The 15394-nt window shown below is 71.1% G+C and carries 10 protein-coding genes, 1 rRNA gene and 1 pseudogene; 7 read left to right on the top strand and 5 right to left on the bottom strand.

Annotated elements, in window-relative coordinates; translation table 11 throughout:
- A 16S ribosomal RNA gene (locus tag ACH45E_RS19005) occupies nucleotides 1-93 on the bottom strand; the annotation flags it as partial.
- 544 nt (nucleotides 94-637) lie between these two features.
- Here ACH45E_RS19005 and ACH45E_RS19000 point away from each other — a divergent pair.
- Together ACH45E_RS19000 and ptsP are read left to right on the top strand one after the other, a co-directional pair.
- On the top strand, nucleotides 638-1087 hold the full coding sequence (locus tag ACH45E_RS19000) for a PTS glucose transporter subunit IIA (RefSeq protein ID WP_361441431.1): 450 nt from the start codon (nucleotides 638-640) through the stop codon (nucleotides 1085-1087).
- Nucleotides 1088-1174: 87 nt separating this feature from the next.
- On the top strand, nucleotides 1175-2845 hold the full coding sequence (gene ptsP / locus ACH45E_RS18995; protein WP_361441429.1) for a phosphoenolpyruvate--protein phosphotransferase: 1671 nt from the start codon (nucleotides 1175-1177) through the stop codon (nucleotides 2843-2845).
- A gap of 80 nt (nucleotides 2846-2925) precedes the next feature.
- Here ptsP and ACH45E_RS18990 read toward each other — a convergent pair whose 3' ends face one another.
- Both ACH45E_RS18990 and ACH45E_RS18985 read right to left on the bottom strand, forming a co-directional pair.
- Complete coding sequence (locus ACH45E_RS18990) at nucleotides 2926-3822, bottom strand: hypothetical protein (RefSeq protein WP_361441427.1); 897 nt, start codon at nucleotides 3820-3822, stop codon at nucleotides 2926-2928.
- Between the two features lie 21 nt (nucleotides 3823-3843).
- Nucleotides 3844-5052, bottom strand: coding sequence for an MFS transporter (locus ACH45E_RS18985; RefSeq protein ID WP_361441424.1), 1209 nt, complete (start codon nucleotides 5050-5052; stop codon nucleotides 3844-3846).
- Nucleotides 5053-5163: 111 nt separating this feature from the next.
- On the opposite strand from ACH45E_RS18985, the gene ACH45E_RS18980 reads away from it, so the two are divergent.
- Nucleotides 5164-6483, top strand: coding sequence for an aminotransferase class I/II-fold pyridoxal phosphate-dependent enzyme (locus tag ACH45E_RS18980; RefSeq protein WP_361441422.1), 1320 nt, complete (start codon nucleotides 5164-5166; stop codon nucleotides 6481-6483).
- A 12-nt stretch (nucleotides 6484-6495) separates the two neighbouring features.
- On the opposite strand, the gene ACH45E_RS18975 is transcribed toward ACH45E_RS18980, so the two are convergent.
- Nucleotides 6496-8463, bottom strand: a complete 1968-nt coding sequence (locus tag ACH45E_RS18975) for an acetoacetate--CoA ligase (protein ID WP_361441419.1) — start codon at nucleotides 8461-8463, stop codon at nucleotides 6496-6498.
- A gap of 211 nt (nucleotides 8464-8674) precedes the next feature.
- Between ACH45E_RS18975 and ACH45E_RS18970 the strand changes: the two genes are divergently transcribed.
- The gene (locus ACH45E_RS18970) at nucleotides 8675-11035 is read left to right on the top strand and encodes a TIM-barrel domain-containing protein (RefSeq protein WP_361441417.1); all 2361 of its coding nucleotides are present in this window, start codon (nucleotides 8675-8677) and stop codon (nucleotides 11033-11035) included.
- Nucleotides 11036-11044: 9 nt separating this feature from the next.
- Here the strand turns inward: ACH45E_RS18970 and ACH45E_RS18965 are convergent, their stop codons facing one another.
- Complete coding sequence (locus tag ACH45E_RS18965) at nucleotides 11045-11581, bottom strand: NUDIX domain-containing protein (protein ID WP_361441414.1); 537 nt, start codon at nucleotides 11579-11581, stop codon at nucleotides 11045-11047.
- Between the two features lie 239 nt (nucleotides 11582-11820).
- Here ACH45E_RS18965 and ACH45E_RS18960 point away from each other — a divergent pair, with 239 nt between their 5' ends.
- The 3 genes and pseudogenes from ACH45E_RS18960 to ACH45E_RS18950 form a co-directional block, all read left to right on the top strand.
- The gene (locus ACH45E_RS18960; RefSeq protein ID WP_361441501.1) at nucleotides 11821-12252 is read left to right on the top strand and encodes a zinc ribbon domain-containing protein; all 432 of its coding nucleotides are present in this window, start codon (nucleotides 11821-11823) and stop codon (nucleotides 12250-12252) included.
- Complete coding sequence (locus ACH45E_RS18955) at nucleotides 12249-13439, top strand: lipid-transfer protein (protein ID WP_361441412.1); 1191 nt, start codon at nucleotides 12249-12251, stop codon at nucleotides 13437-13439. The genes ACH45E_RS18960 and ACH45E_RS18955 overlap by 4 nt, the downstream gene beginning before the upstream one ends.
- 165 nt (nucleotides 13440-13604) lie before the next feature.
- Nucleotides 13605-15242 (top strand): annotated as a pseudogene (locus ACH45E_RS18950) (GGDEF domain-containing protein); the annotation flags it as partial.
- Nucleotides 15243-15394 lie beyond the last annotated feature (152 nt).

Here is a 15394-nt window from a genome sequence, read left to right as displayed (position 1 = left end):
ACTAATCCACCCCGAAGGGCTTCATCGTTCGACTTGCATGTGTTAAGCACGCCGCCAGCGTTCGTCCTGAGCCAGGATCAAACTCTCCGTGAATGCTTTTCACGGGAGCGGAACAGGTCGGAGGAATAATCCGACCGTTCACAGCGTCCTCGCTGTATTTTTTCAAAGGAACCTCGCCCCGATCGTGATGACCGGAGACGGGGTATCAACATATCTGGCGTTGATTTTTGGCACGCTGTTGAGTTCTCAAGGAACGGTCGCTTCCTTTGTACTCACCCGAGAGACTCTCTCGTGGCTTTCCTCCGGGCGCTTCCCTTCGGTGTTTCCAACTCTATCAGTGTTTTTCCGTCTCCCTGACCACTCCCCTGCGGGCATGCAGAAGGTGACCCAGAGATAGGATCTGACAAGTTGGATGCTGCCGAGCAAGGACGCTTGGTTGCGTCATCCGGCGTCGAGCAGGGTTACGACTGTACACGCGGCCTCGAAGACGGTGCAAATCGCCGGGGCTTGTGGTCTAGACCTCTTGCCAGTAACTTCCATACGGAACCGTCACTTCCCATGCCATACGCTGCTGTCAGTGCGTCGTCCGGGACAGGCAGTGACGGCCCATTTGATCTCCACCCCTGGGAGGCTTCCCATGACCACCGTGACGTCCCCTCTCGCCGGGCGTGCCATCGGACTGGCGGCAGTGCCGGATCCGGTCTTCTCCGGGGCCATGGTCGGCCCGGGCACCGCCATCGACCCCGTGCGGGAGCCTTCCGAGGCTGTCTCGCCCGTCGACGGCGTCATCGTCTCTCTGCACCCGCATGCATTCGTCGTCGTCGACGAGCAGGGGCACGGCGTCCTCACCCACCTCGGGATCGACACGGTGCAGCTCAATGGCGAAGGATTCGAGCTGCTCGTCAACAAGGGCGACAAGGTGACGCGTGGGCAGGCCGTCGTGCGCTGGAACCCGGCCGCCGTCGAGGCTGCCGGCAAGTCCGCGATCTGCCCGGTCGTGGCACTGGAAGCCACGGCCGCGTCCCTCTCCGACCTCCGTGACGATGGCGATGTGAAGGTCGGCGACAGTCTCTTCCTCTGGAAGTGACGTCGATGCCGTCGTATGAGGCCGTATGACGGCGAACAGAACAACCATCGCGGCGGCGGGACCCGCCGCACTATCGGAGACGGTGAAATGGAGACAACGCTGCGAGGCGTCGGCGTGAGCCACGGTGTAGCGATCGGCGAGGTCCGGCACATGGGAACGGCGGTCCTGGAACCGCCCGCCAAGCAGATCCCGGCGGAAGAAGCGGAGCGCGAACAGGGGCGTGCCCGACAGGCCGTGGATGCTGTGGCCGCCGACCTGATGGCGCGCGGCAATCTGGCGGGGGGTGAAGCCCAGGCGGTGCTCGAGGCCCAGGCCATGATGGCCCAGGACCCCGAACTCATGGCGGATGTGGAACGGCGCATCGCCGTCGGAAGCACGGCCGAACGTGCCGTCTACGATGCGTTCGCCGCCTACCGCGAACTGCTGGCCGGCGCCGGTGAGTACCTCGCCGGGCGCGTGGCCGACCTCGACGACGTGCGGAATCGTATCGTCGCCCGGCTGCTGGGCGTGCCCATGCCGGGTGTCCCGGACAGCGACGAGCCGTATGTGCTGGTCGCCCGTGACCTCGCGCCGGCCGACACCGCGCTGCTGGACCCGACGCTGGTGCTCGGCTTCGTCACCGAGGAGGGCGGTCCGACCAGTCACAGCGCGATCCTGGCGCGGGCGCTCGGCGTACCGGCCGTGGTGGCGCTGCCCGGTGCCGGTGAACTCACCGAGGGCACGCTGATCGCGGTCGACGGCAGCACCGGCGACATCTTCGTGAACCCGAGCGAGGAGAAGAAGGCGCAGCTCGAGGCCGCGGCCGCGGAGCGCAAGGCCGCGCTGGCCGCCTCCACCGGGCCGGGTGCCACCGCCGACGGGCACATGGTCCCGCTACTGGCCAATGTCGGCGGTCCGGCGGACGTTCCGGCCGCCGTCGAGGCGGGGGCAGAAGGTGTCGGTCTGTTCCGTACCGAGTTCCTCTTCCTCGACGACAGCAAGAACGCACCCTCCGAGCAGAAGCAGATCGAGGCCTACCGGCAGGTCCTCGAGGCGTTCCCCGAGGGCCGTGTCGTGGTCCGTGTCCTGGACGCCGGTGCCGACAAGCCGCTGGAGTTCCTGACGCCGGCGGACGAGCCCAACCCGGCGCTGGGCGTGCGGGGCCTGCGGACGCTGCTGGACCACCCGGACATCCTGCGCACGCAGCTGACGGCGCTGGCCAAGGCCGCGGAGGGGCTGCCGGTCTACCTCGAGGTCATGGCCCCGATGGTGGCCGACCGTGCCGATGCCAAGGCGTTCGCGGACGCGTGCCGGGACGCCGGGCTCCGGGCGAAGTTCGGTGCGATGGTGGAGATCCCGTCGGCCGCGCTGCGGGCACGTTCGGTTCTGCAGGAGGTGGAGTTCCTGTCCTTGGGGACCAATGACCTCGCCCAGTACACCTTCGCCGCGGACCGTCAGGTGGGCGCGGTGTCCCGGCTTCAGGATCCCTGGCAGCCCGCTCTGCTCGACCTGGTCGCGCTGTCCGCGGAGGCGGCCAAGGCCGAGGGCAAGAGCTGTGGCGTGTGCGGCGAGGCCGCGTCGGACCCGCTGCTGGCCTGTGTGCTGACGGGTCTGGGTGTCACCTCCCTGTCCATGGGTGCGGCGTCGATTCCTTATGTCCGGGCGACGCTCGCGAAGTACACGCTGGCGCAGTGCGAGCGTGCTGCCGCGGCCGCGCGGGCGACGGAGAGCGCCGCAGAGGCGCGCAGCGCCGCCCAGGCGGTGCTGTCCGGCGAGTAGGCCGGGCCCGGCAGGTCGTCGGCTGTTCATCGGCTGTTCTCAGGGGCGCTCCATCTGCGGATGGTGCGCCCCTGGTGCGTTCAGTGGCGGTGCTCCGGTGCCGCGTCCTCCTCTCCGAGGTCGGGGGCCACGCAGTAGTCGACGCCTGATTCCGGGGAGATGAGGTCGCCGGTTTCGATGTCGGTGCAGTAGGCGTCGAAGACCTCCCCCGCGGTCAGGGATTGCAGGCCGTCTCCGCGCAGGCGCCAGCCGTAGATGCGGTCGGCCTGGTCCTGGGCGCTGGTACGCATGACGAGTCCGCCGGGGCTGCGTGTGGCGAGGCCGACGGCGAGGACAGTGGTGAATTCGAGGAGCTCGGCCTCGTCCAGGTGGAGGCTGTCGTCGGTGTGGTCGTCTGCGTGGAGGACGGAGACGAGTGCTTCGGGTGTTCCCGAGACGCTGCAGACGAGATGCCGGTCGCCGGGTGGGGCGGTGTCGAGGATGCGGACGACCAGGTCGGAGGCGCGGGTGAAGGCGGCGCGGCCGATGTCCTCGCCGCAGGTGGGGCAGGGTCCCAGGCGGGCCAGCAGGATGGTGGCGTATTCCCAGGTGGCCAGTCGGACGGCCTCGTCGACGAGGGCGGGCACGAGGTCGGTGAGTGGCTGGCCTTCGTAGGCGATGGTGGGACCGGTTGCCGCGAGTTCGGCCGTGAAGCGGGTGCGGCTCGACGGTTGGTCCGGTTCGAGGCCGCTCGCCGCGCAGAAGTCGGCGTACTCCTCGGGGTCGAAGAGGGCGACCGTGGTGTGGCTGCCCTGGGAGGCGCGGGTCCTGAGGAGGGCTTCCACCTGTTGGAGGTAGGTGGTGTGGTCGTCGAAGGTGAAGCTTCGGTAGCGCCGCATGGCGCGGAAGTCGTGCTCGTCGGTGAGCAGGCCGATGGTGCCGGCGATTTCGCGGCGCAGGACGCGTCGCATGGTCTGGTGGTCGGTGGTGTGCGCCATGTTTCCCCCAATGCGCGTCGATCAATGCTCACTCACCGTAACCGGTGGCACTGACAACGGGGTGAGCTGAAGCCGGTCGCGCACCAGACGGTGCTGGATCGCGCAGGTCACGGCGATGGTGGCGCCGAAGACGGTCCAGCCGAGGGGGCCGGTGGCGATGGCGGCGGCGACGGCGAGCGGGCCGATGCTGCGCTGGGTGGACTGGGCGAGTCCGTGGACACCGAGGTAGGCGCCTTGTGCGGTGCCGGGGGCGAGAGCCACGGAGAGTTCCCAGGAAATGGTGGCGTGGAGCATCTCGGCCAGGGTGAAGAGGATGGCTGACGCGGTGAGCAGGCAGGTGGCCTGAAGGGTGCCGCCGGTGGCGGAGAAGGCCATGGTGATGCCGCCGAGGGCGAAGGCCGCGGAGAGTGGGAGCAGCAGGCTGCGAGCGGCGGCCGTGGTGGTGCCCAGGCGCGCCAGTGGGACCTGGAGGGCCACGACCATCACGTTGTTCAGGACGAGCAGCAGGGGTGCGAGGCCGTGGGGTACGCCGTGGCTGTGCGCGATCCACAGGGGCAGGCCGACCTTGAAGACGGTGTCGTCGAGGGAGAGCACGGTCTCGGTCATGACGTAGGCGAGGTAGGTGCGGTCGCGCCAGGGGTTGGCCGGCGTACTCCTGTGGGGCGTGTCCTCGGCGATGGCGGCGATGCGGCTGGGCGACGGGGGTTCCGCGCAGGTCAGGGTGAGCAGGGCGACCGCCACGAAGGAGACGGCGTCGCCGGCGAGGAGCCAGCGGTAGGCGGTGGTGGTGCCGAGGGTGAGGGCGGCTGCGGCGGCGAGGCCGCCGAGGGCCCAGCCGGCGTTGGAGGCGGTGCGGTTGAGCGCCTGATAGCGGACGCGGTCTGGTCCGGCGACGCGGGTGGAGTAGAGCTTGGTGAGGACGCTGGCGGCCCGGTCGCCGAGGCTTCCGATGGCCGCGTAGGTCAGGAGCAGGGTGTAGTGGTCGGTGGTGAGCAGGGCGAAGGAGGCGAGGGCGCGCAGGAGTTGGAGTGCGATGAGGACGCGGGTGATCGGGAAGCGGTCGGCGATGCGGCCGCCCAGGGGTGCGCCCGCGATGCCGACAGCGCCGGCGACGGCGACGAGGGTGCCGACCTGGGCGACGGAGAGGCCGGAGACGTAGGTGAAGTACAGGACGGAGACGGATGCCCACAGGCCGCTGCCGATGCGGTCGACGAAGGTGATGCCGATCATCCTGCGTCCGTCGCGGCCTCCCGGTATGCGGGGCCGCCCGTCGGCGACACGAGGCTTCACATCCACTGTTCCCCCTTGCGTGGAGTTATGTATTGATACATAGTTTTCAACGTGGCAACACAATATGAGATCAGCGGTGCGACGGCCAAGGAAATTGCCGCGTCCATCGAACGAGGCGTGGCCGACGGCGCGTTGGGGCCGGGGATGGCGCTGCCTCCCGTGCGCCGCCTCGCCGACGGGCTGGGAGTGAGTCCGGGTACGGTCGCCACGGCGTACAAGGAGCTGCGGCAGCGGGGCATCGTGGTCACGCACGGGCGTGGCGGCACCGTGGTCGCGTCGGCACCGGCGGTGGCGTCACGCCGCCCGCCCAAGGTCCCCGAGGGTTTGCGCGACCTGGCCGGCGGACATCCCGACCCCGCGCTGCTGCCTGCTCTGGTGCCGCCTTCGCGGTTGTCCCCAGGCGCCCGCTCCCACCGCTCCGCACCCCGGCTGGAACGGCTGGAGGATACCGTGCGTGACTGGCTCGGTGCGGAGGGTGTTCCCACCGGACACGTGACCTTCGCGCACGGAGCGCTGGACCTGATCGCCCGGGTGCTGTCGGTCGAGTTGCGCCCCGGGGACGCCGTGGCCATGGAGGATCCGGGGTATCACCATCTGCTGGACCTGGTCACGGCGCTGGGGCTGCGGATCGTGCCGGTCGCGGTGGACGACGAGGGCGTGCGTCCCGAGGCCGTCCGTACGGCGCTGCGCACCGGTGTGCGCGCGGTGGTGTTCAGTCCGCGGGCACAGAACCCGTACGGCGGCTGTTTCTCGGAAGGACGCCGGCAGGCGCTCGTCGAGGTGCTGCGGGACGCGTCCGACGCGCTGGTGATCGAGAACGACCACGCGTCCGCCGTGGCCGACGCTCCGCTGCGCACGGTGACCGGGGCGGGACCGGCGCGCTGGGTGCACGTGCGGACGGTGAGCAAATTCCTCGGGACCGACCTGCGCTGGGCCGCCGCCGCGTGTGATCCGGTGACCCTCGCCCGGCACGACGGGCGGTTGCTGCTGACGTCCGGCTGGGTCAGTCACCTGTTGCAGGAGACCCTCCACGGGCTGATGACGGACAGCGGCACGCGCGCGTTGGTGGCAAGCGCGCGTGAGACGTACGCGAGGCGCCGTACCGCGCTCGGCCGTGAGCTGGCCACGCGGGGCATCCCGTCGCACGGCGCGAGCGGGATGAACGTCTGGGTGCCCGTGCGGGACGAGTCGGCGGTGGTGAACGGGCTGCGCTCGTACGGGTGGTGGGTGGCGGCCGGAGCCAGGTTCCGGCTGACGTCCGAGCCCGGGGTCCGGATCACCACGGCCGGTCTGGAGCCGACCGACGCAGGCCGGCTGGCCTCGGACTTCGCCGCCGTGCTCGGCGAGTCCGAGGCCACCTACGGAGGGTGATCCCGGACGGGGTCAGGCGCGTTTGCGGGCCAGCTCTTCGTAGTGGCGCAGGAGATCGAGGTCGTCGATGGAGCCGGGGTTGACGGCCTTCTCCAGGGGGGTGCCCTGGAGAAGGCGCTTGACCGGGACCTCGATGCGCTTACCGGTGAGGGTGTGCGGGACGCCGGGGACCTCGATGATCTCGTCCGGCACGTGCCGCGGGGAGAGCTGTTCGCGGATGGCCTGCTTGATGCGGCTCAGGAGCGCTTCGTCGAGGACGGCTCCCGGGGCCAGCTGCACGAAGAGCGGCATCCAGTAGCCGCCGTCGGGCTGCTCGATGCCGATGACCAGGGATTCCTTGATCTCCGGCAGGCGTTCGACAACCTCGTAGATGTCGGCCGAGCCCATACGGACACCCTGCCGGTTGAGGGTGGAGTCGGAGCGGCCGTGGATGACGACGGAGCCCCGCGAGGTGAGGGTGATCCAGTCCCCGTGGCGCCAGACGCCGGGGTAGGTGTCGAAGTAGCTGTCGTGGTAGCGGCTGCCGTCGGGGTCGTTCCAGAAGTGGATCGGCATCGACGGCATGGGGTTGGTGACCACGAGTTCGCCCACCTCGTCGACGAGGGGCCCGCCGGCCGGATCCCAGGACTGCAGATCGGTGCCGAGACCGGGCGCCTGGAGTTCGCCGGTGTACACGGGGAGCGTCGGTACGGCACCCGCGAAGCATGAGCACACGTCCGTTCCGCCGCTGACCGACGCGATCCACAGGTCCTCGCGGACCTCGTCGTGCAGCCAGCGGAAACCGTCGGGGGGCAGGGGCGAGCCGGTGGTGGCCACGCACTGCACCCCGGAGAGGTCGAAGTCGCGGGACGGGTGGACGCCCGCCTTGCGGCAGGCCATGACGTATGCGGCCGACGTGCCGTACAGGGTCGCGCCGGTGCGTTCGGCGACCCGCCACTGGGCGCCCGTGTCCGGGTAGCCGGGGCTGCCGTCGTACAGGACGACGGTCGTGCCGGTGAGGAGGCCGGAGACGAGGAAGTTCCACATCATCCAGCCGGTCGAGGTGTACCAGAAGAAGCGGTCCTCGGGGCCCAGGTCGCAGTGCAGGCCGAGCTGCTTGAGGTGTTCGACCAGGATGCCGCCCTGGGACTGGACGATGGCCTTGGGCAGGCCGGTCGTCCCGGAGGAGTAGAGCACCCACAGGGGGTGGTCGAACGGGACCTGCTCGAAGACGGGTTCCGCGTCGGCCGACGTCAGGGCCGACCACTCCAGGGCGCCTTCGGGGGCTTCCGTGCCGAGCAGGGGGATGTGGACGACGGCGCGCAGGGTGGGCAGTTCGCGGCGCAGCTCGGCGACGATCTCGCGCCGGTCGTGCTCCTTGCCGCCGTAGCGGTAGCCGTCGACGGTGAACAGGACGACGGGTTCGACCTGCTGGAAGCGGTCGAGAACGCTGCGGGCGCCGAAGTCGGGCGCGCAGGAGGTCCACACCGCGCCGACGGCGGCCGTGGCGAGCAGGGCGACGACGGCCTGCGGGATGTTCGGGAGGTAGCCGCTGACACGGTCTCCTGGGCGTACGCCGAGGGCGCGCAGTTCGGTGGTCAGGGAGCCGACCTGGCGGCGCAGCTCGGACCAGGTCACCGGGCGGGGCTCGTGGGTTTCGTCGACGTACAGGAGCGCGGGTCGGTCCGGGCGGTCCGCGGCGGCGCGCAGGGCGTGTTCGGCGTAGTTCAGCGTCGCTCCGGGGAACCATTGCGCGCCGGGCATCGAGCGGTCGCCGAGCACGCGCGCGTAGGGCGTGGAGAACCGTACGCCGAACCACTCCGTGACGGCTTTCCAGAAGGTGTCCAGGTGGTCGACGGACCAGCGGTGCAGCGCGGAGTAGCCGCCCTCGGCCGGGGCGCCGTGCTGCTCGGCCGCCCAGGCCTGGAACTGGGTGATCCGGGCTCCGGCGATCCGTTCCGGATCCGGTTGCCAGAGCGGCTGGGGGTTCGCGGTCGACATGGGGCGGCTCCCGGACTGTGCGCTTCGTGGGCGTCGGTTGCGCACGGGCTGGGTGTGCGCGTACGCGGCTGACACGGACGATGCCATGTGATCGACTTCTACACCAGGGTGCGCCCCACATAGTCCGTGTCGTGAAGATGTGCTCCGAGCACGGGTGAACGGAAGTTGAACGAGACACGCGCGTGGGGCGGTCAATGGCAGGCTGAGCAGCATGGACGGTCGTGACCTGGTGCGTTCGGTGAAGGTGGTGAGCTCGACGGGGGTGGCGCAGGGGCTGCGCGCCGTACGGGCGGCGTGGCGAAGGAAGCGTGCCGACGCCGTCGGGCTGCCGCCACGGGGGGCCGAGCGTGCGCGGGTGCCCGGTCCGGTGCGGGGTGCGGAGCCCGGGCCTGGGGGTGGTGTCATCCGCTTCAGCAGGTCCGAGCTGCGGATCACGGTGGCGGTGAACGGCGCTGTCTTCTGGGGCTGGGACGGAGCCGGGCCGGAGCCGTCGTACGCCCTCGCGGGGCGCTGCCCGGAGCCGGATCCCCGTGCCGTGCTGGAGCCGGACAAGGACGGGGGCTGGCGGGTCGTGGCGGAGCGCGTGACGGTCTCCGTCTCCCGGTACGGCGCGGTCGAGGTGTGCACGCCCGGCGGTGTGATGCTGCGCCGGGATCTGCCGCCGCGGTGGTGGGAGCCGGTGGGCGGGGGCACGGCACGCTGGATGCAGCGGTCGGAGGTGGCGGCCGACGCGCGCTTCTTCGGGCTCGGGGGCCGGGCGTCCGGGCCGCGGCTGCGTGACGGGACGTACCGGCTGTGGAACACCGATCCCGGCCGTGCCTTCGCCCCCGGCGACGATCCGCTGTACATCACGATGCCGGTGCAGCTCGTGGTGTCGGACGCGGCGACGCATCTGGTCTTCCATGACACGTCCTGGGACGGGACGGTGACGCTGTGCGAGGGCAAGGAGGGCGCCGGTTCCGGTCATGACCGCGCGGGCAGGAGTGAGCTGCGGGTGGACGGCGGCCCGTTGCGCTGCTGGGTGATGGTGGGCGCCCCCGCGCGCGTGCTGCACGTCTGGGCCTCACTCACCGGCGCACCCGCGTTGCCGCCGGCGTGGGCGCTGGGGCACCAGCACGCCCGCTGGGGGTTCGGCAGTGAGCAGGAGGTGCGCCGGATCGTCGCGGGTTATCTGGAACGTGGTCTGCCGCTGGACGCCGTCCACCTGGACATCGATCATCACGACGCGCATCAGGTGTTCACCGTGGACCAGGAGCGTTTCCCGAAGCTGCCGGTCCTCGCGGAGGAACTGCGCCGGGACGGGATCCGGCTGGTGTCGATCGTTGATCCGGCGGTGAAGGCGGCCGTCGGCAATGCCGTGTACGACGGCGGGGCGGCCGTGGACGCCTTTGTCCGGGACGCGTCGGGGCGGGCGGTGCGGGGTGTGGTGTGGGCCGGGGAGTCGGTCTACCCGGACTTCACGCACGCGCGCGTGCGGAAGTGGTGGGGCGGGCTCTACGAGGAGCGGCTCGCGCAGGGCTTCGCCGGGTTCTGGCACGACATGAACGAACCGACGTCCTTCAACGCCTTCGGCGAGTCCACCCTGCCGCGTTCGGCCCGGCACTCCTTGGAGGGGCGTGGCGGGGATCATCGGGAGGCGCACAACGTGTACGCGCTGTGCATGGCCAGGGCGGGTTACGAGGGGCTGCGCGAACTGGCACCGCGGCAGCGGCCGTTCTTCTTCTCCCGCTCCGGCTGGGCCGGAATGCAGCGCTACGGCGGTACGTGGTCCGGGGACGTCGCCACGGGCTGGCCGGGGTTGCGTGCCTCCCTGTCGCTGGTCCTGGGGCTCGGCTTGTGCGGGGTGCCGTACTCGGGGCCGGATGTGGGCGGGTTCGACGGGAGTCCTTCGCCCGAGCTGTATCTGAGGTGGTTCCAGCTCGGTGCGTATCTTCCGCTGTTCCGCACGCACGCGAGTCTGCGCGCGGGGCGCAGGGAACCGTGGGAGTTCGGTGCCGAGGTGCTGGAGCACGCGCGCGGGGCGCTTCTGGAACGCCGGCGTCTGCTGCCGTACTTCATGACGCTGGCGCATGTGGCCCGGCGTACCGGTGCGCCCTATGTGCGGCCGTTGTGGTGGGGTGCGCCGGAGGACCGTGCGTTGCGCGAGTGCGGGGACGCCTTCCTGCTGGGCGACTGTCTTCTGGTGGCGCCCGTGCTCGATCCGGGCGTGGACCGGCGTGCGGTGCAGTTGCCGAGGGGACGCTGGTACGACACCGTGACGGAGCAGGCGTTCGAGGGGCCGGCACAGGTGCGGGTCGACGCGCCCCTGTCGCGGATTCCCGTGCTCGCGCGCGCGGGGGCGGTCCTCCCCGTACGGGGTGACGACGGCGGGCTGGAGCTCGAGGTGTGGGCGCCCGACCGGGGACGCACCGGGTCCGGGTTGGTCGTGCCGGACGCGGGCGACGGGTGGGACGAACCGGAGATCGAGCACTACGTCGCCCGCTGGGAGGGCCGGCGACTGGTGGTCGTGCGGGAGGGGCAGGACGGCGCCGGCGAGCCGCCCTACCCGGTGCGCATACGCGGGCTCGGGTGAGGCAAGGGCTCAGATGTAGCGGCCTTCGAACCACGCCCGCGCGGCCACGGTGTGCAGCGGGAAGGCCAGCTCCTCCGGCCTGCGCAGCAGGTGCCAGCCCTCCGTCTCGTCCGTCGCGGCGGACTGCGGCAGCCCTTCGGCGGGGCGTTCCGGCAGGAGCCCGAAGAGCAGCAGGTGTCCGTCGGGCGAGCTCATGGCGTCGATCAGGCGCACGTCGCGTGCGGCCGCGTCGATGCCCGTCTCCTCCTTGAGTTCGCGGACGACGGCGTGCCGCCAGTCCTCGCGGTCGTCGATGTAGCCGCCCGGCAGTGCCGTGCCTCCGCGCGCGGGTGCGACGGTTCGGGTGATGACGACCAGGGCGGTGCCCTGCGTGTCGTAGACGGGCTGGAGGGCGACCGCGACCGGCAGCGGATTGCGATAGGCGACGCTCCCGCAGGACGCGCAGGCGCGGGGCCAGCCGGAGACTCCCTCTCCGTAGGGCGCTCCGCAGCTCGAACAGTGCGAGCCCGGTACGGAGTTGGCGGTTGGGTGCTGGATTTCGGACACGCGCGGACTGTATCCGATCACGGGAGGGTCGTTTTCCGGAAGCAGGTGGGCTCTGCGTCGCACGAAGGCGGAAGGGTGGCCGGAACCACCCCCGTCGGCCCCGGCCACCCTTCCGGATACCACGACGCTGAAAGGGGCTGTGCGGTTCTGTGTACGGCCTGCCCATTTCCGCTTGCCCGTGGCACACTCCTGACGTTCCGTCAGATCGGATGCGGGGAGGAGCTTTGTCGCAGACACGCATGCCTGCGGTCGACGGCTGGTTCACCGGTGAAGGGGACGGCTTCCGCCTCCTCGGCACGCGGTGTTCCGGCTGCGCGTCGGTCTTCTTCCCCCGCGAGGACACCCACTGCCGCGACCCCGGATGTCCCGGTGGCGACCTCGAGGAGGTCGCGCTGTCGCGGCGGGGGCGGATCTGGTCCTACACCGACGGCCGGTACCGGCCGCCGTCACCCTATGTGAGCGACCCGGAACTTCCGTGGGAGCCCTACACGTTGATCGCGGTGGAGCTGGAGTCCGAGCGCATCGTGGTGCTGGGACAGGCCGTACCCGGGATCACCGTCTCCGATCTGACGGTGGGCATGGAGGTGGAGGTCGTCCCCGGAGTGCTGTTCGAGGACACGGGGACGACCTGGACGACGTGGCACTGGAGGCCGACGGAGGTGACGGCGTGACAGCGGACGTGGCGGTGCTCGGCGTGGGCATGCACCCCTGGGGCAAGTGGGGGCGCGGCTTCGTCGAGTACGGGACGGCCGCGGCCCGTGCGGCCCTCGCGGACGCGGGCCTGGACTGGCGCGACATCCGCTCCGTCGTGGGCGCCGACACCGTGCGCGGGGGATATCCCGGGTATGTCGCGGGCGCTACGTTCGCCAGGGCACTGGGCTGGCAGGGTGCACGGGTCACCAGCGTGTACGCGGCGTGTGCCTCCGGAGCGCAGGCGGTCGCCACGGCGCGGGCCCAGATTCTCGCGGGGCTCGCGGATCCGGTGCTCGTGGTGGGCGCGGACGCGGCCCCCAAGGGCTTCTTCCGGCCCGGAGGCGGAGAGCGGCCCGACGATCCGGACTGGCTGCGGTTCCGCCTGCTCGGGGCGACGAACCCGGCGTACTTCGGGCTGTACGCGCGACGGCGGATGGCGGTGCACGGGGACACGCCGGAGGATTTCGCGCTGGTCAAGGTGAAGAACGCGGCCCTGGGAGCGCTGAACCCGTACGCGCGTTACCGCAAGCGGGTCACCGCCGAGGAGGTGGCAGCCTCCGCGGTGGTAGCCGATCCGCTCCGGCTGCTCGACATCTGCGCGACCTCCGACGGCGGCGCGGCCCTGGTGCTGTCCAGCACGGACTTCGCGCGCTGGCACGGCGTGACCGCGCCGGTGCGGATCCGGGCGGTGTCCACGGTGACGCCGCGGTATCCGAACACCGTGCTGGACCTGCCGGACATCGCGACGGACTCCGCGGCCGCGGCCGAGCTCCCGGACGAGACGTTCCGAGCGTCGATCGCCCGCGCGGCGTACGAGGAGGCGGGCGTCGGCCCGCAGGACCTGTCCCTGGCCGAGGTGTACGACCTGTCCACCGCCCTGGAACTGCAGTGGTACGAGGATCTGGGGCTGTGCGGTGAGGGGGAGGGCGCGAAGCTGCTGCGGGAGGGCGCGACAGGCCTGGGCGGCCGTATACCGGTGAACGCCAGTGGCGGGCTCGCCTCCTTCGGGGAGGCCGTGCCGGCCCAGGCGATCGCCCAGGTCTGCGAACTGGCCTGGCAGTTGCGGGGCACGGCCGGCGACCGGCAGGTCGCCGGGGCACGCGTGGGGATCACGGCCAACCAGGGGCTGTTCGGCCATGGTTCGTCGGTCATCGCACTGCGGTGAGAGCCGACGCCATGGCGTGATCGACGACACGGTGGGATCGATGTGACAGGGGTGTCACAAGGGGTTTTCCACGCTCTGTGATCACCCCGGAATGCTGCGTGAACGTCTCATGAACTGCGCCTGGGCGTGCGCGGGCGGCGACATCATGCTCCCGTGCACTCCTGAACGGATACTCTCCGCTTCGCGTTCCAGCCGGTGGTCAACCTGAGGACCGGTGGTGTCGCCGCACTGGAGATACTGGCCCGCCCGGAGACCGGCGACGTCCTGGCCGAGGCCCGCCGTGACCCCGAACTCGACGGTCGGCTGGCCGTCCTGGCCCTCAGGGCGGCGGTGCGCACGGAGACGATGCTGCCGCTGCACGTCAACGTGTTCGCAGGCACGCTCGCCGACCTGGGTGGCCTCACCCCTCTGCGCGACGCGGTGCGCCAGGCGGGCCGGATGCCGTGGGAGGTGACGCTCGATGTCGTCCCGCCCTTCACACACGTCCCGCAGCGGGCACTGCTGGAGGCGGTGGCGGCCCTGCGCGCGCAGGGCTTCCGGATCAGTGCCGACGGCATCGGAGACGGCGACGTGCCGCTGCGGCTGCTCACCGACCTCGCGCCCGACCTGGTGAAGCTCGACGCCTCGCTGCTGGCGCGACCGGCCGCGGTGCGGGCGATGCGGACCCTGTGCGAGCAGCTCGGTGCCCTGCTGTCGGTCGAGGGCGTGGAGACCGAACTGCAGTGCGCGGCGGCGCTGTCGGCCGGGGCGCAGCTGGCACAGGGCGTGCTGTTCGCGCCCCCGGCCCGGATTCCCCTGGCGGACGTATACGTTCCGCCCCGCTTCCCGGCTCCCGGGACCGTGCCCCGGTCGGGCCCGTCGGTGCGGGAGTTCGTGCGGCCCGCCGCCCTGCTGCCGGCCACGGCGTCCGCGGGCCAGGTGCGCGCACTGCTGACCTGCTCACCGGACGTGTCCGGGGTGCTGCTCGTCGACCGGACCGGGGTACCGGTCCGGTCGGTGCACCGCTCCCGCTTCCTGCTCACGTTGTCGGGCCGCTACGGGCACGCCCTGTACGCCGACCGGCCCGCCGTCAAACTCGGCGACCCTCCACGCATGGTGGGCGTCGACGCCACGGCCTGGGAGGTCCTGGACGTGGTGGCGGTCGGCGGGCGGGACCGTACCTCGGACGACGTGGCGGTCGTGGACCACCACGGGCGGTGCGTGGGCGTCGTACGGCTCGCGGACCTCGTACGGGCGCTGGCCGAGACCAGGGTCGAAGAGGCGGCCGGGCTCAATCCGCTGACCCGGCTGCCCGGTTCGGACGCGATCACCGGGGAGGTGGACCGGCGGATCACGGACGGACGGGCGTTCGCGCTGAGCTGGCTGGACATCGACCACTTCAAACAGGTCAACGACGGTGCCGGATTCGCGGCGGGCGACGAGCTGATCCGGTCGGTGGGGCGGGCGCTGCAGCAGGCGGTGACCGGGCACGCGCGCGTGGGACACATCGGCGGGGACGACTTCCTGGTGCTCGCCGAGGAGGAGGGACTGGGGCCTCTCGTCGCCGCGGTGCTCGACGCGGGCTGGTCCGCGGGCGGCCGCCCGGTCACCCTGTCCCTGGCCACGGTCGTGTGCGCACCGGGCAGCGTGACCGACCACCGGCAGGCAGCCGCTTGTCTGCCCCCGGTGAAGAAGGCGGCGAAGTCGCTGAGCGGGTCGAGCTGGGTCCTGGGGCGTGCGGGGCTGCCGGGGCATGAGATCCGGCGCGGCTGCGGAGCGACGCCCGCCCAGGCCGGGTACGCGGCAGCGGAGCCACTGGGCTGAGGGCCCCTCCCCCTTCCGCACCAGGTGCTGTCACCGTTGGTGTCGGCAACCTTGACGCTCCCAGAGCACCGGTGAACACTTCCCGTGTCGGTCGGCATCGCCGCACGTTCCCGGCGTATTCAGGTTGCGCCGCGCGGGTTCTCCCTGGGCCA

This window comes from Streptomyces sp. NPDC020299, from assembly GCF_044387825.1.
GTDB lineage: Bacteria > Actinomycetota > Actinomycetes > Streptomycetales > Streptomycetaceae > Streptomyces.
Note: the sequence above shows the minus strand (reverse complement) of the source record. Positions and strands in the feature narration are given on the sequence as shown.

Excerpts from the sequence above, each read along its gene's own strand:
- ACH45E_RS18975 (WP_361441419.1), bottom strand. The coding sequence starts at position 8,463 with ATGTCGACCGCGAACCCCCAGCCGCTCTGGCAACCGGATCCGGAACGG.
- ptsP (WP_361441429.1), top strand. The coding sequence starts at position 1,175 with ATGGAGACAACGCTGCGAGGCGTCGGCGTGAGCCACGGTGTAGCGATC.
- ACH45E_RS18970 (WP_361441417.1), top strand. The coding sequence starts at position 8,675 with ATGGACGGTCGTGACCTGGTGCGTTCGGTGAAGGTGGTGAGCTCGACG.
- ACH45E_RS19000 (WP_361441431.1), top strand. The coding sequence starts at position 638 with ATGACCACCGTGACGTCCCCTCTCGCCGGGCGTGCCATCGGACTGGCG.
- ACH45E_RS18960 (WP_361441501.1), top strand. The coding sequence starts at position 11,821 with ATGCCTGCGGTCGACGGCTGGTTCACCGGTGAAGGGGACGGCTTCCGC.
- ACH45E_RS18990 (WP_361441427.1), bottom strand. The coding sequence starts at position 3,822 with ATGGCGCACACCACCGACCACCAGACCATGCGACGCGTCCTGCGCCGC.
- ACH45E_RS18985 (WP_361441424.1), bottom strand. The coding sequence starts at position 5,052 with ATGATCGGCATCACCTTCGTCGACCGCATCGGCAGCGGCCTGTGGGCA.